Annotated in this window: 19 protein-coding genes and 1 riboswitch; of the genes, 6 read left to right on the top strand and 13 right to left on the bottom strand. The window is 74.5% G+C overall.

Annotated elements, in window-relative coordinates; genetic code table 11:
• Positions 1-10: 10 nt before the first annotated feature.
• Both ABWI04_RS21685 and ABWI04_RS21690 read left to right on the top strand, forming a co-directional pair.
• Positions 11-757 (top strand): SDR family NAD(P)-dependent oxidoreductase, encoded by a 747-nt coding sequence (locus ABWI04_RS21685; protein WP_345182656.1) that lies wholly within the window; start codon positions 11-13, stop codon positions 755-757.
• Positions 758-766: 9 nt separating this feature from the next.
• A complete protein-coding gene (locus tag ABWI04_RS21690) occupies positions 767-1,804 on the top strand; it encodes a threonine aldolase family protein (RefSeq protein WP_353833583.1) in 1,038 nt (345 codons plus the stop codon).
• 11 nt (positions 1,805-1,815) lie between these two features.
• Here the strand turns inward: ABWI04_RS21690 and ABWI04_RS21695 are convergent, their stop codons facing one another.
• Positions 1,816-3,396: a bis-aminopropyl spermidine synthase family protein gene (locus tag ABWI04_RS21695; RefSeq protein WP_345182658.1), complete on the bottom strand. Its 1,581-nt coding sequence runs from the start codon at positions 3,394-3,396 to the stop codon at positions 1,816-1,818.
• Positions 3,397-3,530: 134 nt separating this feature from the next.
• Here ABWI04_RS21695 and ABWI04_RS21700 point away from each other — a divergent pair, with 134 nt between their 5' ends.
• On the top strand, positions 3,531-4,568 hold the full coding sequence (locus tag ABWI04_RS21700) for a cobalamin-independent methionine synthase II family protein (RefSeq protein ID WP_353833584.1): 1,038 nt from the start codon (positions 3,531-3,533) through the stop codon (positions 4,566-4,568).
• A gap of 221 nt (positions 4,569-4,789) precedes the next feature.
• On the opposite strand, the gene ABWI04_RS21705 is transcribed toward ABWI04_RS21700, so the two are convergent.
• Complete coding sequence (locus ABWI04_RS21705) at positions 4,790-6,265, bottom strand: MFS transporter (RefSeq protein ID WP_353833585.1); 1,476 nt, start codon at positions 6,263-6,265, stop codon at positions 4,790-4,792.
• A 343-nt stretch (positions 6,266-6,608) separates the two neighbouring features.
• A riboswitch (cyclic di-AMP (ydaO/yuaA leader) is annotated at positions 6,609-6,746 on the top strand.
• 9 nt (positions 6,747-6,755) lie between these two features.
• Here ABWI04_RS21705 and ABWI04_RS21710 point away from each other — a divergent pair.
• Complete coding sequence (locus ABWI04_RS21710; protein WP_353833586.1) at positions 6,756-7,490, top strand: NlpC/P60 family protein; 735 nt, start codon at positions 6,756-6,758, stop codon at positions 7,488-7,490.
• A 69-nt stretch (positions 7,491-7,559) separates the two neighbouring features.
• Here ABWI04_RS21710 and hpnH read toward each other — a convergent pair whose 3' ends face one another.
• The 9 genes from hpnH to ABWI04_RS21755 form a co-directional block, all read right to left on the bottom strand.
• A complete protein-coding gene (gene hpnH / locus ABWI04_RS21715; RefSeq protein WP_353833587.1) occupies positions 7,560-8,564 on the bottom strand; it encodes an adenosyl-hopene transferase HpnH in 1,005 nt (334 codons plus the stop codon).
• 61 nt (positions 8,565-8,625) lie between these two features.
• Positions 8,626-10,491 (bottom strand): squalene--hopene cyclase, encoded by a 1,866-nt coding sequence (gene shc, locus ABWI04_RS21720; RefSeq protein ID WP_345182665.1) that lies wholly within the window; start codon positions 10,489-10,491, stop codon positions 8,626-8,628.
• 32 nt (positions 10,492-10,523) lie between these two features.
• Positions 10,524-11,531, bottom strand: a complete 1,008-nt coding sequence (locus ABWI04_RS21725; RefSeq protein ID WP_353833588.1) for a polyprenyl synthetase family protein — start codon at positions 11,529-11,531, stop codon at positions 10,524-10,526.
• Positions 11,528-12,931 carry a hydroxysqualene dehydroxylase HpnE gene (gene hpnE, locus ABWI04_RS21730; protein WP_353833589.1) on the bottom strand — a complete coding sequence of 468 codons (1,404 nt, stop codon included), beginning with the start codon at positions 12,929-12,931 and terminating at the stop codon, positions 11,528-11,530. The genes ABWI04_RS21725 and hpnE overlap by 4 nt, the downstream gene beginning before the upstream one ends.
• Positions 12,928-13,788 (bottom strand): presqualene diphosphate synthase HpnD, encoded by an 861-nt coding sequence (gene hpnD, locus ABWI04_RS21735; protein WP_353833590.1) that lies wholly within the window; start codon positions 13,786-13,788, stop codon positions 12,928-12,930. Before hpnD ends, hpnE begins: the two co-directional genes overlap by 4 nt.
• Entirely contained in the window at positions 13,789-14,655 is an 867-nt protein-coding gene (gene hpnC, locus ABWI04_RS21740; protein WP_353833591.1) for a squalene synthase HpnC, read from the bottom strand.
• 291 nt (positions 14,656-14,946) lie between these two features.
• Entirely contained in the window at positions 14,947-15,867 is a 921-nt protein-coding gene (locus tag ABWI04_RS21745) for a helix-turn-helix domain-containing protein (protein ID WP_345182668.1), read from the bottom strand.
• Positions 15,868-16,006: 139 nt separating this feature from the next.
• The gene (locus ABWI04_RS21750; RefSeq protein ID WP_345182669.1) at positions 16,007-16,810 is read right to left on the bottom strand and encodes an SAM-dependent methyltransferase; all 804 of its coding nucleotides are present in this window, start codon (positions 16,808-16,810) and stop codon (positions 16,007-16,009) included.
• A gap of 481 nt (positions 16,811-17,291) precedes the next feature.
• Positions 17,292-18,335: a PucR family transcriptional regulator gene (locus tag ABWI04_RS21755; RefSeq protein WP_345182670.1), complete on the bottom strand. Its 1,044-nt coding sequence runs from the start codon at positions 18,333-18,335 to the stop codon at positions 17,292-17,294.
• Positions 18,336-18,511: 176 nt separating this feature from the next.
• Here ABWI04_RS21755 and ABWI04_RS21760 point away from each other — a divergent pair, with 176 nt between their 5' ends.
• On the top strand, positions 18,512-19,207 hold the full coding sequence (locus tag ABWI04_RS21760) for an SDR family NAD(P)-dependent oxidoreductase (RefSeq protein WP_345182671.1): 696 nt from the start codon (positions 18,512-18,514) through the stop codon (positions 19,205-19,207).
• A complete protein-coding gene (locus ABWI04_RS21765) occupies positions 19,207-19,956 on the top strand; it encodes an SDR family NAD(P)-dependent oxidoreductase (RefSeq protein ID WP_345182672.1) in 750 nt (249 codons plus the stop codon). Before ABWI04_RS21760 ends, ABWI04_RS21765 begins: the two co-directional genes overlap by 1 nt.
• Positions 19,957-19,959: 3 nt before the next feature.
• On the opposite strand, the gene ABWI04_RS21770 is transcribed toward ABWI04_RS21765, so the two are convergent.
• The gene (locus tag ABWI04_RS21770; RefSeq protein ID WP_353833592.1) at positions 19,960-22,386 is read right to left on the bottom strand and encodes an ABC transporter permease; all 2,427 of its coding nucleotides are present in this window, start codon (positions 22,384-22,386) and stop codon (positions 19,960-19,962) included.
• Complete coding sequence (locus ABWI04_RS21775; RefSeq protein ID WP_353833593.1) at positions 22,386-23,132, bottom strand: ABC transporter ATP-binding protein; 747 nt, start codon at positions 23,130-23,132, stop codon at positions 22,386-22,388. The genes ABWI04_RS21770 and ABWI04_RS21775 overlap by 1 nt, the downstream gene beginning before the upstream one ends.
• Between the last annotated feature and the right edge of the window lies 1 nt (position 23,133).

Here is a 23,133-nt window from a genome sequence, read left to right on the forward strand (position 1 = left end):
GAGGAACCCCATGAGCACAAGCGTCATCGTCACCGGCGGAGGGGGCGGGATCGGCTCCGCCATCACGCGGCGGCTCGCCGCCCCCGGCCGGACCGTCGTCGTCTTCGAGGCCGGGCCCGCCGCCGGACGGGCCCGCGCCGAGCTGGGGTCCGCCGCTGAGGTCATGGCGGTCGACGCGGGCGACCCGGCCGCGATCAGCGCCGCCGTCGCGGAGGTCGCCGCCGCGCACGGGCCCCCGGAGATCCTGGTCAACTGCGCGGCCGTGACCGGCGTCCCGGCCAAGGCGCCCCTGCTCGACACCTCCGACGACCTGCTCGCGCGCATCCTCGCGGTCAACACCGTCGGGCCGTTCGTCTGCGCCCGCGAGGCCGCGCGGCACATGGTCGCGGCGGGCGGCGGGACCATCGTCAACATCGGGTCCATCGCCGCCCACCGGGGCCAGCTCGACGCCTCCGCCTATACCGTCAGCAAGTCGGCGATGACCGGGCTGACCCGCGCGCTCGCCATGGAGCTCGGGCCGTCCGGCGTCCGGGTCGTCCAGGTCGACCCGGGCGACATCAGCACCCCGGGCAGCGACCGGCTCGTCGAGCTCGTCGAGAAGGACCGGGCGCGCTCGGGCGTCGCGGGCCTGCCGCCGCTCGGCCGCCGCGGACGCCCCGAGGAGATCGCGGACGTGGTCGCGTTCCTCTGCTCGCCGGGGGCCTCGTTCGTCTCCGGCACCCAGATCGTCGTCGACGGCGGATACCTCGCCGGATAGGGGCCCACCATGATCGATCTTCGCTCGGACGTGATGACGCTGCCCACCGAGGGCATGCTGCGCGCGATGACCGCCGCCCCGCTCGGCGACGAGCAGGAGCGCGAGGACCCCACCGTCCTCGCGCTGGAGGACGAGCTGACCGGGCTGCTCGGCCAGGAGGCGGCGGTGTTCGTCCCCTCGGCGACGATGGCCAACCAGATCGCGATGCTGTGCCAGGTGCAGCGCGGCCAGGAGATCGTCGGGGAGCGGCACAGCCACATGTTCCGCTACGAGGCGGGCGGCCCCGCCTTCCTCGCCGGGGCGGTCGTCACCGGCCTGCCGGGCGAGGCCGGGGTGTTCACCGGAGCGCAGGTCCGCGAGATCGCCCAGGTCCGCGACTCCGAGCACCGCCCCCGGACCGCGCTCGCCGTCGTGGAGGACACCCACAACGTCTCCGGCGGGCGGACATGGCCGCTCGCCGCCCTGGACGACCTCCACGACACCTGCGACGAGCTGGGCCTCGCCGTCCACATCGACGGGGCGCGCCTGTTCAACGCCGCCGTCGCGCTGGACGTCCCGCCCGCCCGGATCACCTCGCGGGCGCGGACCGTCGCCGTCTGCTTCTCCAAGGGCCTCGGCTGCCCCGCGGGCGCGGCCCTCGTCGGACGCTCCGAGGTGCTGGCCCCGGCCCGGCGCATCCGCCAGATGCTCGGAGGGTCGCTCCGCCAGGCCGGCGTGCTGGCGGGCGCCGCCCGCTACGCGCTCCGGCACAACGTCGCGCGGCTGGCCGACGATCACGCCAACGCCCGCACCCTCGCCACCCTGCTCGCCGAGGGCGGTCTGCCGGTCGACCCCGCCGGCGTCGACACCAACTTCGTCTTCCTCGATCTGGCCTCGCTCGGGCTCGACCGCGAGGACGCCCGGACCCGGCTGCGCTCCAACGGGGTGCTGTGGTCCAACGCGCACCACCCCACCGTCCTGCGCGCCGTCACCCATCTCGGGCACTCCGAGGCGGACCTCCGCACCGCCGCGGCCCGCACCGTCGAAGCGCTGTCGAAGGAGGCGTGACCGGGGCGGTTCTAGCCGGCCGGTGACGGGGGGACGAGGTCCAGGGAGGCGCTGACGGCGGTGGGCAATTCGCGCAGGCGGTGGAGCGGCAGTTCGAGCGGGGTGACGTCCAGCGCCCACGGGGCGGCGTCGGCCACGACCGTGCGGGCCTGCCGCTTGGTGAGGCCCGCGTGCGCGTCGATCAGGGCGTCGCGCCAGACGTTGGCGACCTTCCCGTGCGCCCGGTCCATGACGGCGCGCACGATCCGCCGCGCCCGGTCGTCCGTGCCGGACGGGGTGCGCACCGCCTCCACGGTCGAGCCGCGCCGGGTCAGCTCGTACACGGGAGCCAGCGACGCGGCCTCGTCCGCCAGGTCGCCGGGGGGTTCTGCGAGGAACACCCGGACCTGCTCGGCGCGCGTGGCCAGCAGCACGCGGACCAGCGCACCCTCCAGCCCCGGGGGCAGCGCGACGGCCGCGCGCCGCACCCGCGCGGCGTACGGCTTGGCCAGCCACGTCGTCAGCCGCACCCGCGGCACCTGCGGAAGCACCTGCTTGGGCCAGTCACCGACCAGGACGTCCGGCCGCAGGTCGGCGACGTCGTCGGGCGACGCCAGCACCGCCGTCCTGGCTTCGACGGCCTGGGGCCCCTGGGTGTAGATGGCGGTGGCGAACCGGTCGGCGCGGGCCCCGGCGGCCGGCAGGCTCTTGCCGGTCGGCCGCAGGACGTACAGGTCGGCGCGCGAACCGATCGCCTCCGCGCCGAAATAGCTGTTGAAGTCCGGGTAGACGGCCTCGCTCACCAGGTTCAGCTCCTGCAGCGCCTGCTGGACCTTCAGCGCGAGCATCGGAGTGCGGTCGCTCGCCCCGTAGGCCAGCAGGACGCGCCCCTGCCCCTGGTCCCGCAGCCCCTGCACCGCCCGGGCCACGAACAGCCCGACGCCTTCCGGCGTGTACGGAGGATCGGTCACCGCCAGATCCGCGTACTCGACGGCCGACGCGGGCAGCCCCAGCCTCAGGTCGGCCCAGCGGGTGCGCACGTCAAGCCCCAGGTCGGCGGCGCATGCGCCGATGTAGGCCAGGATCCGCTCGTCGACGTCCACGACGGTGGTCTGCACGCCCGGATGGACGAGCCCGACGGCCAGCGAGGTCAGATCGTGGTCCCCGACGCACAGCAGGCGCGTGCCCGGCAGCCAGAACCGCGCCCCCAGCAGCAGCGCCCGCCGCACGACCGTCTCCGGCGTGGCCGAGACATGGTCGAGGACGTGCCGCGCCCGCGGCGCCCGCTCGATCAGCCCGGCCACGCGCTCCACCACGGCGGCGTACTCGGGGAGCAGGTGCCCCACGGGGTCGGCCGGGTCGAGCGGACGGTACCCGGTGCGCAGGGACTCGGCGATCTCGGCGCCCTGCTCCGGGGTGAGGCGGAACCGGTCGCCGCCGGCGTGCTCCAGCGAGAGCCCGGCCAGCAGCGACTCCACCGAGCGCCGCGGCGCGCCCGTCTCCCGGACCAGCTCGCCGAGCGTCCGCCAGCGCCGGTCCGCCAGCAGGCTCAGCGCGGCGTGGATCCGCCGGGGATCCATGTCCGCCGCGATCGGCACTCCCCCATCAGCCATCCGCGCATGCTATCGGCGCGCGGGTCCGCGGGGATTCGCCGCGGGGACGCCCCGAGGTCGCCGAAGATTCACACGGCCACCTCTGGTCACGATGAGCGCTTCTCACGCTACTTTCAGTAGCGTAGCCTCGGGGTATGCCCCTCCCCACAGAGCCCATCGGCAGCATCCCGCGTCCCCAGGAACTGCTCACCGCCTCGCCGTCCGAGCTGGCCGCCGCCCAGGACCGCGCCGTGCGCGAGACCCTCCGCCGGCTGGAGGAGCTCGGCTCACCGGTGGTGACCGACGGTGAGCAGTCCAAGCCGAGTTTCGCCACCTACCCGATCACGGGCCTGGCCGACCTGGCCCCCGACGGCGCGGTGATCCCGTTCGCCGACGGGCACCAGCGGCAGCTCCCGCGGCTGACGGCGGGCCCGTTCCGCTACACCGGCCACGCCGTCGACTACCTGCGCGCCGCCCAGCGCCACGCGACCGCGCCGGTCAAGCAGGCCGTGATCGCCCCCTCGGCGCTGAGCCTGCTGTACCCGGCCGACGGCATCGACGGCTACCCGCGCGAGATGTTCCTCGACGACCTGGTCAGCGAGGCCGAGGCCGACATCCGCTCCTGCCTGGACGCGGGCGCCCACGTGGTGCAGCTCGACTTCACCGAGGGGCGGCTGTCGCTCAAGCTCGACCCCAGCGGCGGCGTGCTGGACGCCTTCATCGCGCTCAACAACCGGGTCCTGGAGCGGTTCTCCGCCGACGAGCGCGCCCGGATCGGCGTGCACGTGTGCCCGGGCGGCGACCTCGACTCCACCCACAGCCTCGACGTCGACTACGCGGGGCTGCTGCCCAAGCTGTTCCAGCTCAGGGCCGGCAACTTCTACCTCCAGCTGGCCAGCGAGCCCGACCCCGACCGGATCCTGGCCATCGTCGCCGCGCACCTGCCCGCCGACGCCCGCGTCTTCGTCGGCGTCGTCGACCCCATCGACCCCCGCGTCGAGACGCCCGAGGAGATCCGCGACCGCGTCCTCGCCGCGGCCCGCCACCTCCCCGTCGACCGCCTCGGCACCTGCGACGACTGCGGGTTCTCACCGTTCGCCGACGACACCTCCACGTCCCGCGACACGGCCTTCGCGAAGATCGCCGCCCGCGTGGAGGGCACCGCCCTCGCCGCCGCCGAACTCGGCGTCTGACCCGCCGCCCGTCTCCGCCGCCACACCCTCGCACCCTCGGACCCGATGGCACGCCCGCGGCCGCCGCCGCAGACGGCATGGTCCGCTGACGGCGGTGCGGGGGTGGGGCGGCCCGTCCACCTCCAAGCGCCGCGTCCGGGCGGCGCGTGGACGGCTCACCACGTGCACCGGCCTCCCCGACGCCGACCCGGCCGTTCCGGCACGGTGGTCGGCCATCGCGGTCACCGGGAGGTGTGGTCGGTGGCCGCGTCCGAGGAGGGCGGGGTCCGGATGAGGAGCATCACCACGACGGCCACGGCGGTCAGGGCCAGTGCCGAGACGGTCGCCCCGGTGGTGTAGCCGTGCACGAGGGCCCCCGCCCGCGAGGCGGCCGGACCGTGCTCGCGCAGGTAGCCCGCGGTCGCGCCGATCGCGACGGTGTTGACGACGGCGGTTCCGATCGAACCGCCCATCTGCGACGCGGCGTTGACGACCGCGGCGGCGACCCCGGCCTCGCGCGGGGAGACGCCCGCGGTCGCCAGTGAGAACGCCGGCGGGAACACGGCGCCCATGCCGATCCCGAGCAGGACCTCGACCGGGACGACGGCGGTGGCGTAGCCGCTGCCCGCGTCGAGCCGGGTCAGGGCGGCCAGCCCGGCCGCGGCGATGAGCAGGCCGGCGGAGATCAGCAGCCGGGCGGGCACCCGCCGGGTGAGCCGGGCGCCGACGAGGTAGCCGCTCGCGGAGTTCGCGACGGCCATCGGCAGGAACGCCAGCCCGGTGCGCATCGGGGAGAAGTGCGCGACCACCTGGAGGTAGTAGGTGAGCGTGAGGAAGACCCCGAAGGCGCCGACGACCGCGGTGGCCACCGCGAGGTAGGCGCCGGCCCGGCCCCGGTCGGCGAGGATCCGCAGCGGCAGCAGCGGCGCGGCGTGCCTGGCCTGGCGCACGGCGAACAGGGCGAGCGCCAGGCCGCCGACCGCGAGCGGCGCGGTGGTCCGCCAGGCGTCCCAGCCGTGCGGGGCGGCCTCGCCCGCGCCGTACACGACGGCCGCCAGGCCGCCGGTGACGAGGACGGCGGAGATCCAGTCGACGCGCGCCCCGGGGAACGCCGGCGGCGCGGGAAGGACGATCCGTCCCGCCACCGACGCGGCCGCGGCGATGGCGACGTTGACGTAGAGGCACCAGCGCCAGTCGGCGTACTGGGTCAGCGCGCCGCCGAGCAGCAGCCCGACCGCCGCGCCGCTGCTCGCCACGGCGCCGTAGACGCCGAACGCCTTCGCGCGCTCCCTGGGCTCGGTGAACGTCACCGCCAGCAGCGACAGGGCGGTGGGCGCGAGCAGCGCGGCGAACGCCCCCTGCAGGGCGCGCCCGACCACGAGGACCCCGAAGCCGGGCGCGGCCCCGGCGATCATCGAGGCGACGGCGAACCCGGCCAGCCCGGCCAGGAAGCTGCGGCGCCGCCCGACCAGGTCGGCGATCCGGCCGCCGAGCAGGAGCAGCCCGGCGAAGGACAGGGTGTACGCGGTGATCACCCACTGCCGGTCGGCGTCGCCGAAGCCGAGCGCGTGCTGGGCCGTCGGCAGCGCGATGTTCACGATGGTGGCGTCGAGCGCGATCATCAGCTGCGCGACGGCGATGACGACCAGCGCCGCCCAGCGCCGGTTCGGGACGGCCGCGGACGGACCGGACGCGGTCCGCGCCGGGATGGCGGTCATGGAACCCACCTCCTCTAAGTGAAGGGTTCTCCTCCGGATATTAACTGGAGGTTTCTCCTCCGTCTAGAGGCGCATCGGGCCCGGATCGCCTCCCCGGCACGCCCACAACGGCGGCAGGCGACGGCCGGGGTGCCGGGTCGGCACGGCACTGAGCTGCGGAATCATCGCCCGCGACCTTGCCGTCTCTTGGTGATTTCAGTAGCTTTGCCCCTTCAAGACGCCTTCCAGGCGTTTTGTCCCACCGTGGGGTTTCCGAGCGCGGTGGGGCGGGGTGCCGTCCCCGCGCGACAAGGCCCGAGATCCCTCATCGATCGGGCCCCACATCGTCAGCGCCGCTGTCTCTCAGCGGCACCCGCCGAGTCCGCCGTGGCGCGGAGCCGGGGACCCAACCCGAACTGGGGTGAATCGGCCTGTCAGGCCGTAGGGCGACTTCCACGTCCGAACCCGTCAGCTAACCCGGTAGGCGGCACATGGAAGCAAGGAGCCCCCCTTGAAAGGCAAGCACCTCGACCGGCCGCGCGTTCTGCGGCCCGGCCCCTGGGTCACCGTCACGCTGACGGGCCTCGCCGTCTTCGGCGCGACGGCGGCCATGCCGACGACCCTGCAGCACGCGTCCACCGAAACCGTCGCCGCCGTCCAGACCGTGCCGCAGCAGCGGACCGCGCCGCGGCAGGCGGCGCCGCGGGAGCAGGTCAGAGCGCAGGCCCAGGTCCAGAAGGAGTTCAAGGCCCCAGCGAAGGCCGAGCCCTCGGCGAAGACCGAGTCGTCGGCGAAGGCCGAGCCGCGGAAGCAGGCCGCCGCGCCGAAGTCGGACGCGCGGTCCAAGGTCATCGCGCGGGCCAGGACCTGGCATCCGCACACCGGCCGGCGGGTCCCCTACAGCCAGACCAGCACGCACAACGGCTACCGCACCGACTGCTCGGGATACGTGTCCATGGCGCTGGGGCTGCCCAAGCCCGGGACGAACACCGTCGGCCTCACCGCGTCGCGGTACACCGAGCGAATCGCGATGTCCGAGCTGAAGAAGGGCGACCTCGTCATGGACGCCCTCGGCAGCAACACCACCCGGCACGTCGTCATCTTCGAGAAGTGGGCCGACAAGGAGCACTCGTCGTACTGGGCCTACGAGCAGCGCGGCCGGTACGGAACCGACCACCGCGAGCTCGACTACGGGCTCTCCTCGGGCGACGAGTACAAGGCGTACCGGCCGACGTCCCTCACGTAGGCGTCCCTGAAGACGCCCGGCATCGGCGGGACGCCGGTGCCGGGCGGAACGGGCTTGGAGAGAGAGGGGTCAGACCGAGCGGACGGCCCGCAAGGACTCCTTCAGGGAGCCGAGGGTCGAGAAGACGGCCGTGGGTTCGTAGCCGCAGTGGGCCATGCAGTTGGCGCAGCGGGAGTCGCGTCCCCTTCCGTAGGAGTCCCAGTCGGTCTCGTCCAGGAGTTCCTGGTAGGTCTGCGCGTAGCCGTCCGACATCAGGTAGCAGGGACGCTGCCAGCCGAAGAGGGAGTAGGACGGGATCGCCCAGGCCGTGCAGGGGAAGTCGACCTTGCCTTCCAGGAAGTCCAGGAACAGGGGCGAGTGGTTGAAGCGCCACCGCTTGCGGTTGCCGTCCCCGAACGCCTTGCGGAACAGCTCCCGCGTCTCCTGGACGCCGAGGAAGTGGTCCTGGTCGGGCGCCTTGTCGTAGGCGTAGCCCGGCGAGATCATCATCTCGTCGACCCGGAGGTCGTCGTTGAGGTAGTTCATGACGTCGATGACGGTCTGCGGCGTGTCCGTGTTGAAGATCGTCGTGTTGGTGGTGACGCGGAACCCCCGCCGCTTGCACTCCCTGACGGCCGCGACGGCGTCGTCGAAGACGCCCTCCTTGCACACGGACGCGTCGTGGCGTTCCCGCAGCCCGTCGATGTGCACCGCCCACGCGAAGTACGGCGAGGGCGCGAACTTGTCGATCTTCTTGGGGATGAGCAGCGCGTTCGTGCACAGGAAGACGTACTTCCTGCGGCGGACGAGCTCGTTCACCAGCTCGTCGATCTGCGGGTGCATCAGCGGCTCGCCGCCCGCGATGGAGACCATCGGCGCGCCGCACTCCTCGATCGCGGCGAGGGCCTGCTCGACCGGCATCCGCTTCCTCAGCACGTCGTGCGGGTGCTGGATCTTCCCGCAGCCGGCGCAGGCGAGGTTGCAGGCGAACAGGGGCTCCAGCTCGACGATGAGCGGGAACTTCTCCCGGCCGCGCAGCTTGTTGCGGAGGATGTAGCTTCCGATGCGAAGGCTCTGGCGGAGCGGCATGCTCATGGTGTCGGGACCTCCTCGTGCAGGGTGAACTCGGCGGTCCCGCCCGGTCCGCGCCCCCGCCTCATGCCGCGCCCTCCAGGTAGCGGCCGAGGGCGCTCAGGGGGAAGACCAGGCGGTACAGGTGGTAGTTGATGTAGAAGTCGCCGGGGAAGCCGGTGCCGGTGAACTGCTCCTCGTCCCAGTTGCCGTCCGGGCGCTGGTGGTCGACGAGCCACCGCACGCCGGCCTCCACGGCAGGGGTGCGCTCGCCCGCGGCGAGCAGCGCCAGCAGTGCCCAGGCCGTCTGCGACGGGGTGGACTCGCCCCGCCCGATCCACGCCGGGTCGTCGTAGGAGCGCAGGTCCTCGCCCCAGCCGCCGTCGGGGTTCTGGTGGTCCTCCAGCCAGACCACGGCGCGCCGGATCGCGGGCTTGCCGGGACGCACCCCGGCCGCGACGAGCGCGGGCACCACGCTTCCCGTGCCGTAGACGTGGTTCGCCCCCCAGCGCCCGAACCACGAGCCGTCCGCCTCCTGCGCCCGGAGCAGCCACACGACGGCACGCCTGACCACGGCCGACTCCGCGAGGCCCTCCTTGGACAGCGCCTCCACGACGTGGGCGGTGACGTCGGCGGACGGCGGGTCGATGACGGCGCCGAAGTCGCAGAAGGGCAGCTTCGTGCACAGCTCGCGGGTGTTGTCGGCGTCGAAGGCGCCGAAGCCGCCGTCGCGCGAGGCCATCCCCTCCAGCCAGCGGACGGCCCGCCTGATCGGCTCCTCCGCCGCCGGTAAGGCGGCCCGGCGCAGCGCCAGGATCGCCTCGGCGGTGTCGTCGGTGTCGGGGTAGACGTCGTTGTCGAATTCGAACGCCCAGCCGCCCGGCGGGACGTCCGGCCGCTTCACCGCCCAGTCCCCCGGCCCGCGGACCTCCTCGCCGACGATCCATTCGGCGGCCCGCAGCAGGGACGGGTGGTCGGCGGCCACCCCCGCGTCGGCGAGCGCGTTCACGGCGAGGACCGTGTCCCAGACGGGTGACTGGCACGCCTCAAGGCGGCGTCCCTTCCCGTCGCGGATCGTGAAGCGTTCGAGCCCGTCGAGGCCGCGCCTGATGACCGGATGGTCGAGGCCGTAGCCGAGCTCGTGCAGCGCCATCAGCGAGTACACCCACGGCGGCTGGATCCCGCCCCAGCAGCCGTCGGCCTCCTGCCTGGCGACGATCCAGTCGGCGGCCCGGCGCAGCGCCGCCCGGCGCAGCGGGCGCACCGGCCGCCTCTCGTACACGTGCAGGACGCGGTCGAGGGCGTTGAACGCCGCCCCCCAGCCGCGGGCCTCCCGGGCCGGCATCACGCCGCGGCGCAGTTCGGGCAGGTCGAACGGCAGGGCCCGGACCGGGCGCAGCGACCCGAGGATCGTCAGCGGGACGATCGTCTGCCGTGCCCAGCACGCCCAGTCGTAGACGTTCAGGGGGACGCGGCTCGGCAGGTACATCAGCTCGGGCGGCATGACCGGCAGGTCGTCCCAGGACCACTGGCCGAACAGCGCCAGCCAGACGCGGGTGAAGACGCGGCTGCCCTCGATGCCGCCCGCCTCCCGCACGTAGGCCGCGGCCTCGCGCATGTGCGCGGCGTCCACCGGGTCACCGGCGAACCTCAGCGCGACGTACGCCTCGATCGTGGTGGACAGGTCGGCCGGGCCGCCGTGGAAGTTCGCCCACGTGCCGTCGTCGCGCTGCCGGGAGCGGATCCAGCGCGCCGCGTCCTTGGTGTCGGCGTCGGAGCGGATGCCGAGGAACTGGCGGAGCAGCAGGTCCTCGGCGTCCATGGTCACGTTGGTCTCCAGCTCGGCCTTCCACCAGCCCTCGGGCGACTGGAGGCCGATCAGGCGGTCGCGGGCGGCGTCGACGGCGGCGGCGGCCGCGCCGGTGAGTCCGGACACGTCGGTGGTGGTCATGCAGCGCTTCCCTTCTCGCCGGCGCGGCGGGGTCAGTGGTCCCGGGAGGTGACGAACAGGGCGATGTCGCGGAACTCGGCGGCCACGGCGCCGTCCATGCCGGACTCGTCGAGGTGGCGCCCGGCGGCGGCGACGCGGCGGTCGGCCTCGGCGGAGGCCCAGTCGCGCCCGCCCGCCGCCTCGACGAGCCGGGCCGTCTCCCGCAGGGCGTCGTCGGACGGCGCCCCGGGGTCGGCGTACAGCGCGGCGAGCCGCCGCGACTCGGGGCGCCCGGCGTTCAGCGCGTACACCACCGGGAGCGACTTCTTGCGCGCCCGCAGGTCGGCCAGGACGGGCTTGCCGGTCGCGTCCGGGCTGCCCCAGATGCCGAGCAGGTCGTCGACGAGCTGGAACGCGAGGCCCATCTCGGCGCCGAAGCCGGTCAGGTGGGTGACGAGCCGGGCGGGGCCCTCGGCCAGCATCGCCCCGATCGAGCACGCGCAGGCGAGCAGGGCGCCCGTCTTGTCGGCCGCCATCGCCAGGCACTCGTCGAGGGCGACGTCGTCGCGCTGCTCGAATCCGATGTCGAGCGCCTGGCCCGCGATGAGCCGCTGCGCGGCGGCGGTCAGCGCGCGCGCCGCCCAGTGGGCGCCGCGCGTCTGCTGGTCCAGGAGCAGGTTCTCCGACAGCGCCATCAGCGCGTCGCCGCCGAGGATGGCGGCGGACGGGCCGAACACCGTCCAGGCGGCCGGGCGGTGCCGGCGGGTCCGGTCGCCGTCCATGATGTCGTCGTGCAGCAGCGAGAACGCGTGCACGAACTCGACGGCGACGGCGCCGGGCAGCGCCGTCTCCTCGGACGCGCCGGCGGCCCGCGCGGACAGCAGCGCCAGCGCGGGGCGCAGCGCCTTGCCGCCCGCGGCGGCGGGCTCCCCGTTCTCGTCGGTCCAGCCGAGGTGGTAGGCGACGACGCGGCGGGTCCACGGGTCGAGCCGCTCCGCGGACGCGCGCATGGCCTGGTCGACCAGGGCGCGCCCGCCGGTGATCGAGGTCGGGACGGTCATCGCCCGCTCACCCCGTCCGGGGCCGTCCGGCGCAGGTGGCGGCGGACGAGCCGGGCCGCGGTCAGGCCGCTGCGCACGGCTCCCTCCATCGTGTCCGGCCAGCCCGTGTCCGTCCACGCGCCGGCGAGGAACAGCCACGGCAGCCGGGTCGCGGACGCGGGGCGCAGCGCCTCGCTGCTGGGGCTCTGGCGGAACGTCGCGTGCCGCTCCCGCGTCACGAAGAAGTCGGTGACGCGGGCGCGGCGCGCGGCCGGGAACAGCCGCTCCATCTCGGCGAGGTAGACCGCGCGCAGCGCGGCGGTGGGCGTGTCGATCCAGCGGTCGGCCGCCGAGACCGAGACCGCCAGGTACTGGCCGCCGCCGGTGAGGCCGCTGACCGCGGTGCGGTCGAACACCCACTGGACGGGCGAGCCGACCGCCGCGGCGAACGGCGGGTCGGCGCCGTCGACCCGCAGGACGGGACGGTCGTAGACGACGTGGACGTTGACGATCGGGCTGGAGCCGAGGCCGGCCCAGCGCGCCCGGCCGGGGGCCGCCTCCTCGGGGACGAGCGCGGCCGCCGCCCGGTGGGGCACGGCGACCACGACGGCGTCGGCGCCGACCGGGGCGCCGTTCACGACGAGCTTCGGACCGGCGTCGATCGCCGTCACCTTCGCGTTCAGGTGGATCCGGCCGCCGTCCCGCTCGATCCTGGCCGCCGGGAGCGCGCCGTGCAGGTCGCCGAGCGGGACCGCCGGCACGCCGATGTCGGCGGCGTCCGGGCGGCCGAGGAGCGCGGTCCGGCACACGAACGCGGCGGGGCCGAGCGCGGCGCCGTCCAGCCGGGCGTTGAGCGCGGCCGTGACGAACAGCTCCCAGAGCGCCTCGCGCGCCCAGGGCCCCTGCCCGTGCTCGGCGAGCCAGGTGCCCATGCTGATCCGCTCGTGCGACGGGTCGGAGAGGTCGAGGCGGTCGAGCGCCAGCGACGCGCCGACCGCCCGCAGCCGGTCGGCCGGCGAAAGCAGCCGGTACCCGGCGAGCGCGGGCAGCAGGTGCAGGGGGCCGGGGGCCTTCACACGGCGGAGCCGTGCAGTGGACACCGCACGGCGGAGCCGTCCGGCGCGGCCGTCCGGGGTCAGGACGCGGACGTCGAAGCGGTCCTGGACGCGGACGCGGTCCTGGGCGTCCAGCCGTGCGAGCAGGCCCCGGTACGCCGAGCAGCACTTCAGGAAGATGTGCTGCCCGTTGTCGACCGTCAGCCCGTCCCGCGAGAACGAGTGGGTGGCGCCGCCGAGCCGGGGACGCGCCTCGTAGATCGTCGCGCGCACCCCCGTCTCCTGGAGCGCCAGCGCGGTGGTGACCCCGGCGAGCCCGCCGCCGACGATCGCGACCTCCGGCGGGGCGCCGTCGCGGGCGCTCACCGGTGGATCCCGGCCATCGCCATGGCGGACACGGTCGCCTTCTCCCAGGCGGGCAGGGACGTCCGCGTCTCCAGCGCGGTCAGCGGGTCGGCCGTGATACGCCGCAGCAGGTGCCGGTAGATGCCCGCCATCGCGCCCGCGCACGCGGCGCTGCGCCGGTCGAGCATGGGCAGCAGCTTCAGGCCGTCGGCGTACCACCGCCCCGCCCGGTCCGCCTCGAACCGGACGAGGCCCGCCAGCCGGTCGGGGTCGTCGGTCGTCCGGCCCGCCTCGTCGCGCTCCAGGGTGCACCCGAACCGGGCGAGGTCCTTGGCGGGGAGGTAGACACGGCCGTTCGCCCCGTCCTCCCGGACGTCGCGGAGGATGTTCGTCAGCTGGAGCGCGACGCCGAGCGCGTCGGCGCGCGGCACGGCCGCGGCGGGGTCGGCCGCCCCGAACACGCCGAGCGACAGGCGGCCGACGGCCCCGGCGACGCAGCGGCAGTACCAGAGGAGATCGTCGAAGGTGTCGTAGGTCTCGCCGCGCACGTCGGCCTCGCAGCCGTCGATCAGCTCGCCGAACGCGTCGAGGGGGATCGCGTGGCGGCGGGCGGCGTCGGCCAGCGCGACCAGCACCGGGTCGGAGGGATGGGCACCGGGCTCGGCGAGCCGCGCCCGCTCGGCGGCGAGCTTCGCGAGCCGGTCCGCCGCGGGCGCGCCGTGGTCGTCGCCGATGTCGTCGATCCGCCGGGCGAACGCGTACACGGCGCTGAGGGCCCGCCGTTTGGGCGGGGGAAGCAGCCGGATCCCGTACGAGAAGTTGCGCGCCTGGGAGCGCACGACGCTCTCGCAGTGCCGGTAGGCGGTGGAAGCGTCCATCTAAGCTGCCCTTCTCCTTCCCATGGTCCGCGACCACTCGGCGAGCAGCCGCACCTTCCTCGGCCGCGGCGGGCCCGGCAGGACGTCGTAGGCGGCGCGCTCCAGCGCGTCGAGGGCGGCGAGGCCGCCCGCGACGTATCCGGCGACGGCGATGCGCGCGAACCCCCGGAGCCCGCCGGTGAGCCCGGCGCCCTCGTCGAGCATGCGCCGCGCCCGCCTCGCCTGGAGCGCCACGACGCCGCGCAGCCGGGTCGGGGTCGCCGGGGCGGTGAGGTCGTCCTCGACGCACCCGAACCGCCGCAGGTCGTCCGCGGGCAGGTAGACGCGCCCGTTGCGGTGGTCCTCGCCGACGTCCTGGCAGTGCTCGATGATCTGCAGCGCGGAGCACACCCGGTCCGACAGGCGCAGCCGGTCCGGCGTGGCGGCGCCGAACACGTGCAGGACGATGTGCCCGACCGGATCGGCGGACAGCGCGCAGTAGCCGAGGAGGTCGTCGAACGTCGCGTACCGGGTGACCTCCTGGTCCTGGCGGTTCGCCCGGACCAGGCGGCGGAACGGCTCGGCGGGGATGCGGCGGGCGACGATCGTCGCGGCGAGGTCGCGCAGCACGGGCAGGTCCGGCCGCTCCCCCGCGTAGACGCGGTCGAGGTCGCGCTCGACGAGATCGAGGAGACCGGCCCGCTCGCCCGGCGGCGCCTCGTCCCCTATGTCGTCGACCAGGCGGGCGTACCCGTACACGTTGAGCAGATGCGCGCGGTGGCGCGCGGGCAGCAGCCGGGAGGCGACGGGGAAGTTCTCCCCGGACTGCAGTTCGGTCCTCGCCCGGCGTTCCTCGGTGGCGTTCCACAAACGCTCGCTGACGGACATGGCGTTCCCCCTGGGGCGGTGGCGGCGCGGGGGCGTACATCGATGCCCGTTAACCGGGTGGCCGGCCGGTAAACATGGCCATCGACGGGGCCCATGACGCGTACGTCCCCGATCGGCCGCGCCGAGCCTCCCGATTTTCCGTCCTTTATGAAAATAGGCCGGAAGCGGTCAGGCGGGAACAGGGAATCGGAGAGTCCGGCGATCACCGGCGGTCACCGCGCATTCACCTGTGGACGATCATTACCTGGCGGGATGGAGGCGGCGATCCGGGCGGAACGGGCGGTGGCCGGCTCAGTAGGTGGTGAGGATTCGCGCGAGTATCCGGGGCGTCTGCTCGGGCGGTGCGGCCTCGGTGACCAGCGTGTTGAAAATGTGCCAGTGGTGCTCGATGTCGGCGCGCCGCGTCGGGTAGACGGCATTGTCGGGACGCTCCAGATAGACCATGTCCTGGAGGCCCTGCTGCGGGAACCGGACGAGCGTGAGCGACCCGTCGCCGGCCACCTGGCCGGAGATGCCGAGGGGCGCGATCTGGATCGTGACGTTCGGCCGCCTGCACTGCTCGATGATGTGTCTGATCTGCAGCCGCATCGTCTCGGGCGCGCAGACGGGACGCCACAGCGCCCCCTCGTCGAGCACGACCCAGAGGTTGAGGGGGCGCGGCCGGCGCCGCAGGACGCGCTGGCGCCGCATCCGGAACTCGACGCGCCGCTCGACCTCGTCCTCGGACTCGGGGCGCAGGCCGCGGACCAGGCCGCGGGTGTAGTCCTCGGTCTGGAGCAGGCCGGGGACGAACTGGGCCTCGAACGTGCGGACCAGCCTGGCCGCCTGCTCGGCGCTCAGGTAGTCGCGGACCCAGCGCGGCACGATGTCGGCGTCGCCGTGCCACCAGGGCCGCGCGCCGGTCTGCTCGGCCAGGGCGAGCAGGGTCGCGCGCTCGCCGGGGTCGGCGCCGTAGCGGTCGAGCAGGCCGGCGACGTCGGCGGCCTTGGCGCCCGTGCGGCCCAGCTCCAGCCTGGCGATCTTCGACTCGGACGCGCCGATCGCCAGGCCGGCCCCGGGCCGGGGCAGCCCGGCCGCCTCCCGCAGCTCGCGGAGCCGCTTGCCGAGCAGCATGCGCGGGACGAACGGGTCGCCCTGCGCGGGGACCGCGCCGGCCGGAGCGCTGCGCCCGGGCGGCGGTTTCCTGCTGCCGGTGATCGTGACGGAGGCCAAGGGGGGACTCCTCATCGGAAGACGGCATGGACGACCGCTCCGACTATAGTTCACGCTCCGCGTCGGAGATAAGACCGTATGTTACTTACCGTCCCGGCCACGCGGCCCGGACCCCGGAGACGGTTCCCGGCACGGCGCGTCAGGGTTTACGGGCCACCCCGCACCTGGTCGGCAGGCTCTCGCCCTCGATCGGCCCGACTTCGGGACGCCACGCCCCGCTCGTCACCAGCCCCGGTTCCTCCAGCTCCAGGCCGTCGAAGTAGCCGCGGATGAACTCGGGGTCGCGCAGCCGGAACGGGATCGCGCCGGTCTCGTCGTAGGCGCGCTGCGCCGCGTTGAACCGCGCGTTCTCGTCGGTGGAGTCGTGCAGGATGAGGTAGCTGCCGGAGGGCAGCGGGTCCATCAGCCCGCGGACGACGCCGTAGGCCTCGTCCGGGTCGACGATGTGCCCCAGCACGCCAATGATCATCAGGCCGACGGGCTGAGACAGGTCCAGCAGCTCCGAGGCCCGGTCCATGATCGTCTTCGGGTCGTGCAGGTCGCAGTCGATGTAGGCGGTGCGGCCCTCGTTCATCAGGGCGCGGGCGTGCGCGAGGACGAGCGGGTCGTTGTCGACGTAGACGACCTTGGCGTCGGGGGCGGCGCGGCGGGCCATCTCGTGGGTGTTGTCGACGGTGGGAAGGCCGGTCCCGCAGTCCATGAACTGGCGGATCCCCCGCTCGCGGGCGAGGAACCGGATCGCCCGGTCCATGAAGTAGCGGCCCGCGCGGGCGATCTCCACGATGCCCGGGTACAGCGAGACGTAGTGGTCGCCGGCGAGCCGGTCGACCTCGTAGTTGTCGGTCCCCCCGAGCCAGTAGTTCCAGATCCGCGCCGACTGCGGCACCTCTGTGTTGATCTTGGTGTCCGATCCCTTTCCCGGGCCCCGGGTGGTATCCGTCATGTCTGACGCTCCTTCCAGCAGGTACGGGCACCTCTCGCGGCAAACCTAGACCCCGCGCCCCAGAGGCGGCCGGAAAAGTGAAATTCGGACCTGTCCGCGCACCGATTCGGGACGATAATGAATACACAGAGTGGCGGAAACCCCGAAAATCGGGTGGCGCGTGCGCCAGGTGTGACGAAAGCGATCGCCGAACGCCCTCCGCCCGGAGGACCGATCGATCTCTTACGGGCGGGACACGGATCGGTGTCCGCGCCGCCAGGATGAACCGGCCGGACCACCGCGGAAATTCACCTTTCACTTTTCCAAGATTTTACTTGACCGAGCGGCGCCCGTGACCGAAGGCTCCAAACCCTCATAGTCGCCTATATCAGGTGATTCTTGAAAAACCGTCACCCGGCACCGCACCTAATCACACGTTTCTTCAATGCGGCGTTTCGGACATTCGCCTCGTCCAGCCTGAGAGCGTCCAGGGGGACGGCCCTCAGCGGCCCGCCCAGACGGCGATCGCGAGCGCCACCCGGTCCTCGAACCGCATGGGGTCGCGGCCGGTCAGCGACTCGATCCGGGACAGCCGGTGGCGCAGGGTGTTGGGATGCAGGTACAGGGCCCGCGACGTCGCGCCGACCGCGCCGCCCATGTCCAGGAAGGTGCGCAGCGTCTCGGTGAGGCGGGTGCCGTGCGCGGCGTCGTACTCCCTCAGCGGACGGGCGATCTGTTCGGCGAACGGGGCGAGCTGCTCCTGGTCGAGGCGGCCGAGGAGGGCCTGGAAGGTGGCGAGGTCGGCGGCGTGCACGACCCCGCCGGTGCGGCGCGCGGTGTCCAGGGCGGTGAGGCTCTCGGTGAGCGAGACCGGCAGGTGCTCCAGCGGGCCGGGGCTGCCGACGCCGGCGGGCTCGGCCCAGGCGTGCGCGTCGTTGGTGACGAGCAGGGCCGTGTGGTCGTCCAGGCCGAGGACGCCGGGCAGCTCCTCCTCGACCGCGCCGTCCATCGCGATCACCAGCAGGGACGCGGGGTCGAGCCCGGCCTCGTCGATCCGGGGCCGCAGCGCCTCGGCGGACGCGAGCCCGTCGCGCACCATGCGCAGCAGCCGCCCGGTCTCCTCCCGCTCGTGCCGCTCGTCGCCGACGGACGCGAGCCGCTCGGCGAACCACTCGGTGAACCCGAGGAACGGGACCTCCCGCGGCACCTCCAGCAGCGGGAGGCCGACGCGGTCGCAGGCGTCGCGCAGCTCCTCGGGGACGGCGTCGGTCACGTCGCCGATCCCGTAGCCGACGGCGCTCGCGCGGGCTGCTTTGACCGAACCGGCGAACGCGGCGCACGCGCCCCCGTCCCGCAGCGACGCGCCGACCGTCAGCACGATCTCGTGCCCGTGCAGGTAGGGGCCGGGGTCGAGGAGCTCGGTGGAGTGCGCCCAGCGGACCGGGCGGTCGAGACCGTCCTGCCCGGCGACAAGGCGCAGCCGGAAGCGCGGCACCTCGAGGAGCTGCCGGACGGTCAGGTGCGGCAGCGTGGAATCGCTGGTCACATCCTCACCCTCTCACCCCGCCCGGGTGCCCTCCCGCGCCCGTGACCGTGTTTTGGGCAAGTGCACGAAAGGTCGGGCGCGCCGCGGTGGGTTCGGCCAAGAAATCCCCATGACGCTTGTCACCAGCGGTTATGCCGGGTTTGCCTGGTGCTTTCGGAGCGTTGCGAGGTGATCTCATGGACGGGCGGGTCGCGCTGGTCACCGGGGCGGCCGGCGGCGTCGGCGCCGCGCTGGTGCGCGAGCTGGCGGGACGCGGCTGGCGGACGGCGGGCCTCGACCTGCGCCAGGCCCCGGACACCGACCACTCGGTGAGCGTGGACGTGGCGGAACCCGCGCAGGTGCGCGCGGCGGTCCGGCGGATCGAGCGGGAGCTCGGCCCGGTGGAGGCGGCGGTGAACGCGGCCGGGCACCACATGATCGTCCCGGTGTCCGACATCGCCTGGCCCGACTGGCGGCGGATGCTGCGGGTGCACCTCGGCGGCGTGGTGAACATGTGCGCCGCCCTCGCGCCGGGAATGGCCGAGCGCGGCCGGGGGAGCATGGTGGCGATCACCTCTCACCTCGCCGTCGGCGGCGCGAGCGCCGAGGCGCACTACGCGGCGGCCACCGGCGCGGTGCTCGGGTTCGTCCGGTCGCTGGCGGCGGAGCTCGGACCGTCCGGGGTACGGGTGAACGCGGTGGCGCCCGGCCCGACCGACACGCCGATGCTCCCCTACGACTCGCCCTGGCGCAGGCCGTCCTATCTGCAGGGCGTGCCGGCCGGGCGGCTGACCTCCCCGGAGGAGGTCGCGCTCGCCGTCGCCTACCTCATCGAGGACGGCACGTTCTGCACCGGCGAGGTCCTGTCCCCGAACGCGGGGACGGTGGTCTGATGACGATCGCGCTGATCACTGGGGCGGCCGGCGGGCTCGGCGAGGCGGTGGCGCGCCGGCTCGCGGCCGACGGCCGCCTGGTCGTCCTCAACGACCGTCCCGGGCGGGACGTGGCCGGGCTCGCCGCCGAGCTGAACGGCATCGCCGCGCCGGCCGACGTCTCCGATCCGGCGGCGGTCACCGCGATGGTGGCGGAGGTCGAGCGCCGTACGGGCGGGCAGATCGCGCTCCTCGTCACCTGCGCCAGTCGGCTGGAGATGGCTCCGTTCACCAGGTCGGAGGACCTCGACGACTGGTGGCGGACGGTCGACATCGACCTCGGCGGGACGTTCGCGTGCGCGCAGGCCGTGATGCCGGGCATGGTCGAGCGCGGCGGCGGCCGGATGGTGTTGACCTCGTCCGAGTGGGGCGTGGTCGGATGGCCGGAGGCGAGCGCCTACTCGGCGTCCAAGGCGGGCGTCGTCGCGCTCGCCAAGTCGCTCGGCCGCGAACTCGCCCCGCTCGGCATCGCGGTGAACGCCGTCGCGCCGGGCGCGATGGACACGCCGCTGCTGGAGGCGGACGCGACCGCCGCCGGGGTGTCCGTCGAGGAGATCCGCGCCCGGTACGCCGCCCGGACGCCACTCGGCCGGATCGCGACCCCCGAGGAGATCGCGGCGGCGGTCGCGTTCCTGGCCGACGAGCGCCTTCCGACGCTCGTCGGCCAGATCCTCCACGTCAACGGCGGCACCACCCGCTGCCGCGCCTGACCGTCACTCGCGGGCGCCGACGGCGTCGGCGGGGCGGGAGGCCATGGCGAGGCGGGCGGCCGGGAAGGTCGCGGCCGCGGCGAGCAGGAGGCCCCAGGCGAGGACCCCCAGGTGGCCGAGCGGCGGGACGTGCGGAGGGCCTCCTGTCATGCCCGCGCCGAACGCGGTGAGCGCGGCGAGGGCGACGGCCGTGCCGAGGACGGCGGCGATCACGACGACGGCCAGCGTCTCCCACCCGAGCATCGCCATGACCTGGCGCCGGGTCGTCCCGGCGAGGCGCAGCACGGCGAACTCGCGGGCCCGGCCCGCGGTGGCCATCGCGAGGGTGTTCACCACGGCGATCGCGGTGAACGCGATGATCAGCCCCATCGCGACGTAGGCGACCTCGGCGTTCCCGGCCGTCCGGGCCTCGGCGAGCGCGCCCGGGGCCGCGACCGGGAGACCGCGCGGCGGGGCGCCCGCGATCAGCAGCGCGCCGCGGGGGTCGTCGACGTGGGCGGCCAGCAGGTCGCGGTCGACGGTGAGGTCGCCGAAGCCGAGGCCGCGCCCGTAGACGGCGATCACGGTGGGCCGGAACGGCGTGCCGTCCCCGAGGGTGAGCGCGAGCCGGTCCCCGGGCCGGACGCCGAGGCGCCGGGCGGCGGTGGCGCTGACCGCGATGCCGGAGGCGTCCAGGCGGTCGAGCGACCCGGCCCGGACGTCCAGGTCCATGGTGCGGTCGAGGCCCGCCGGCGTGACGCCCTGGACGCCGTAGTTCTCCAGGCCGACCCGGACGGTGCCGTGCAGGACCTCGGTCACGGCGGTCACACCGGGCGTCCGGCGGAGCCGCTCGGCGGTGCCGTGCGGGACCGCGGGGCCGGCGGCGTGCGCGGCGACCGTGCCCTCGCGCGCCTGCCGTGTCGCGGCGTGGCCGATCGTCGTCTGCGTGAACAGGATCGTCGAGGTCAGCCCGATCATCAGCGTCAGCGGGGTGACGACGGACGCCCGGCGCCGGGCGGCCGCGGCGAGGTTGGCGGCCGCCAGGTGCCCGCCGCCCGGCAGGAGCCGGAGCGGGACGGCGAGCCCGGCGACCGCGGCCCGGACGAGGGCGGGGCCGAGGAGCGCGACGGCCGCGGTCCAGACGATCGCGGTCAGCATCGTCACCGGGCTGGACGCCGCCTCCGTGTCGAGGTGCGCCAGCAGCGCCGTCAGGGCGGCGGCCCCGGCCGCGACGGCCAGCCCGGCCGCGATCCGGACGGCGCCGAGCCGGGCGCGGCCCGTCGCCGCGTCGCCGAGGGGCTCGACGGGCCGGACCCGGGCCGCGCCGCGGGCGGTGATCCGGGGTGCGGCCACGGCCGCGAGGACGGTGGCGAGCGCGGCGGCGAGCGGCGGGAACGGGCCGACGACGAGGTCCAGGTTGGGCGGCAGGGCGCCGAGCCCGCGGAACTCGTCCCGCAGCTGGAACGCCAGCGGCAGGCCGGCCGCCGCGCCGAGCGGTCCCGCGACGAGCCCGACCAGCAGCGCCTCGCCCCCGATCATCCGGCGGACCTGCCGCGGCGTCGCGGCGACCGCGCGCAGCAGCGCGACCTCGCGCTCCCGCTGCCGCACCGACAGCGCGAACGTCCCGGACACCACGAGGACGGCGACGAGCAGGGCCGTCCCGCCGAGGGCGCCGCCCAGGGAGATGAGCTTGACGCGGGCCTTCTCCGCGCCGAGGAACTCCGCCCGGCCCCGGTCGCCGCCAGTGTGGACGGTCGCCCCGGTGCCGCGCACGGCGTCCTCGACGGCCCTGGTGGAGCCGCGGGCGCCGACGGCGGTGACCATGCCGCCGCGGCCGGACAGGCGGGCCGCCTGAGCCGTCGAGAAGAAGACGGCGGTCTGGTGCGCGAGCGCCTGCCGGGTCACCCCGACGACGCGGTAGGCGCCGGGGACGGCGGCCTCGACCCGCACCGACGTGCCCGGGTGCAGGCGGCGGGCGCGCGCCGTGGCGGCGTCGACCACGATCTCGTCGTCCGCGGCCGGGGCGCGGCCCTCGCGGAGGGTGAACGGGGTGAGCGCGGCGGACTCCCACCCGTGGCCCCAGGACGGGCGGTCCTCCTCGGGGGCGCCGATCTCGGCGGGGAACGTCACCTCGGTGACGACGTCCCGGACGCCGTCCGCCGCCCGGACCCGGGCGGCGACGGAGGCGGGCAGCCACACGCGCTCGGCGAGCGGCTTGGCCTTGTGCTTGCGCTTGCCCTTCTTCTTGACGACCACCTGGTGGACGGACTGGTCGCCGGTGACGACGACCGGCGCCCCCGCGTACCGTTCCGGCGCGACGGAGCCGCGCAGGCCCGTGTCGAGCAGGACGCCGCACGCGCAGATCAGGGCCGCCGCGCACAGCAGCGCGGCGAACGCCCCCGCGAAGCCCGCCTTGCGATGGCGCAGCGTGCTGAGCACGATTCCGAACATCACTTCCACGCTCCCAGCCGGGTCATGCGGGCGGCGACCTTGTCGCTGGACGGGGCGTCCATCGAGTCGACGATCCGTCCGTCCGCGAGGAACAGCACCGTGTCGGCGTAGGAGGCGGCGACCGGGTCGTGCGTGACCATCACGACCGTCTGGCCCATGCCGTCCACGGTCTCGCGCAGCAGCGTCAGCACGTCCCGGGCCGTCATCGTGTCGAGCGCGCCCGTGGGCTCGTCCCCGAACACGACGTCCGGGCGCGTCACCAGTGCGCGCGCGATCGCGACCCGCTGCTGCTGCCCGCCGGACAGCTGCCCGGGCCGGTGCCCGGTCCGGTCCGCCAGCCCCACGCGGGCGACCACCTCCGTGAGCCACGCCTTGTCCGGGCGGGTGCGCGACAGGCGCAGCGGAAGGGTGATGTTCTGCTCCACCGTCAGGGACGACACCAGGTTGAACGCCTGGAACACGAAGCCGACGCGCCGCCTGCGCAGCTCGGTCAGCTTCGTCTCGTTCATGGAGGACAGCTCGGTGTCCCCCAGCCGGACCGTGCCGGACGTGGGCGTGTCGAGACCCGCGGCGCAGTGCAGGAACGTGCTCTTGCCCGAGCCGGACGGCCCCATCACCGCCGTGAGCCGGCCCCGCGGGAGGGTCGCCGTCACCTCCCGCAGCGCCGCCACCGCTCCCCTGCCCCGTCCGTAGACCTTGCTCACCGCGTTCAGGCTCACCGCGTCCACGCGCACCGCGTCGTTCATG

It is taken from the genome of Actinomadura sp. NPDC000929 (assembly GCF_040492065.1).
GTDB classification, from domain to species: Bacteria; Actinomycetota; Actinomycetes; order Streptosporangiales; family Streptosporangiaceae; genus Spirillospora; species Spirillospora verrucosospora.

What these genes read in the sequence shown, in the direction of transcription:
- ABWI04_RS21760 (WP_345182671.1), top strand. Translation starts at nt 18,512, where the DNA reads ATGGACGGGCGGGTCGCGCTGGTCACCGGGGCGGCCGGCGGCGTCGGC.
- ABWI04_RS21765 (WP_345182672.1), top strand. Translation starts at nt 19,207, where the DNA reads ATGACGATCGCGCTGATCACTGGGGCGGCCGGCGGGCTCGGCGAGGCG.
- ABWI04_RS21725 (WP_353833588.1), bottom strand. Translation starts at nt 11,531, where the DNA reads ATGACCGTCCCGACCTCGATCACCGGCGGGCGCGCCCTGGTCGACCAG.
- hpnC (WP_353833591.1), bottom strand. Translation starts at nt 14,655, where the DNA reads ATGTCCGTCAGCGAGCGTTTGTGGAACGCCACCGAGGAACGCCGGGCG.
- ABWI04_RS21685 (WP_345182656.1), top strand. Translation starts at nt 11, where the DNA reads ATGAGCACAAGCGTCATCGTCACCGGCGGAGGGGGCGGGATCGGCTCC.
- ABWI04_RS21690 (WP_353833583.1), top strand. Translation starts at nt 767, where the DNA reads ATGATCGATCTTCGCTCGGACGTGATGACGCTGCCCACCGAGGGCATG.
- ABWI04_RS21770 (WP_353833592.1), bottom strand. Translation starts at nt 22,386, where the DNA reads ATGTTCGGAATCGTGCTCAGCACGCTGCGCCATCGCAAGGCGGGCTTC.
- ABWI04_RS21695 (WP_345182658.1), bottom strand. Translation starts at nt 3,396, where the DNA reads ATGGCTGATGGGGGAGTGCCGATCGCGGCGGACATGGATCCCCGGCGG.
- shc (WP_345182665.1), bottom strand. Translation starts at nt 10,491, where the DNA reads ATGACCACCACCGACGTGTCCGGACTCACCGGCGCGGCCGCCGCCGCC.
- hpnH (WP_353833587.1), bottom strand. Translation starts at nt 8,564, where the DNA reads ATGAGCATGCCGCTCCGCCAGAGCCTTCGCATCGGAAGCTACATCCTC.
- hpnD (WP_353833590.1), bottom strand. Translation starts at nt 13,788, where the DNA reads ATGGACGCTTCCACCGCCTACCGGCACTGCGAGAGCGTCGTGCGCTCC.
- ABWI04_RS21700 (WP_353833584.1), top strand. Translation starts at nt 3,531, where the DNA reads ATGCCCCTCCCCACAGAGCCCATCGGCAGCATCCCGCGTCCCCAGGAA.
- ABWI04_RS21775 (WP_353833593.1), bottom strand. Translation starts at nt 23,132, where the DNA reads ATGAACGACGCGGTGCGCGTGGACGCGGTGAGCCTGAACGCGGTGAGC.
- ABWI04_RS21750 (WP_345182669.1), bottom strand. Translation starts at nt 16,810, where the DNA reads ATGACGGATACCACCCGGGGCCCGGGAAAGGGATCGGACACCAAGATC.
- ABWI04_RS21705 (WP_353833585.1), bottom strand. Translation starts at nt 6,265, where the DNA reads ATGACCGCCATCCCGGCGCGGACCGCGTCCGGTCCGTCCGCGGCCGTC.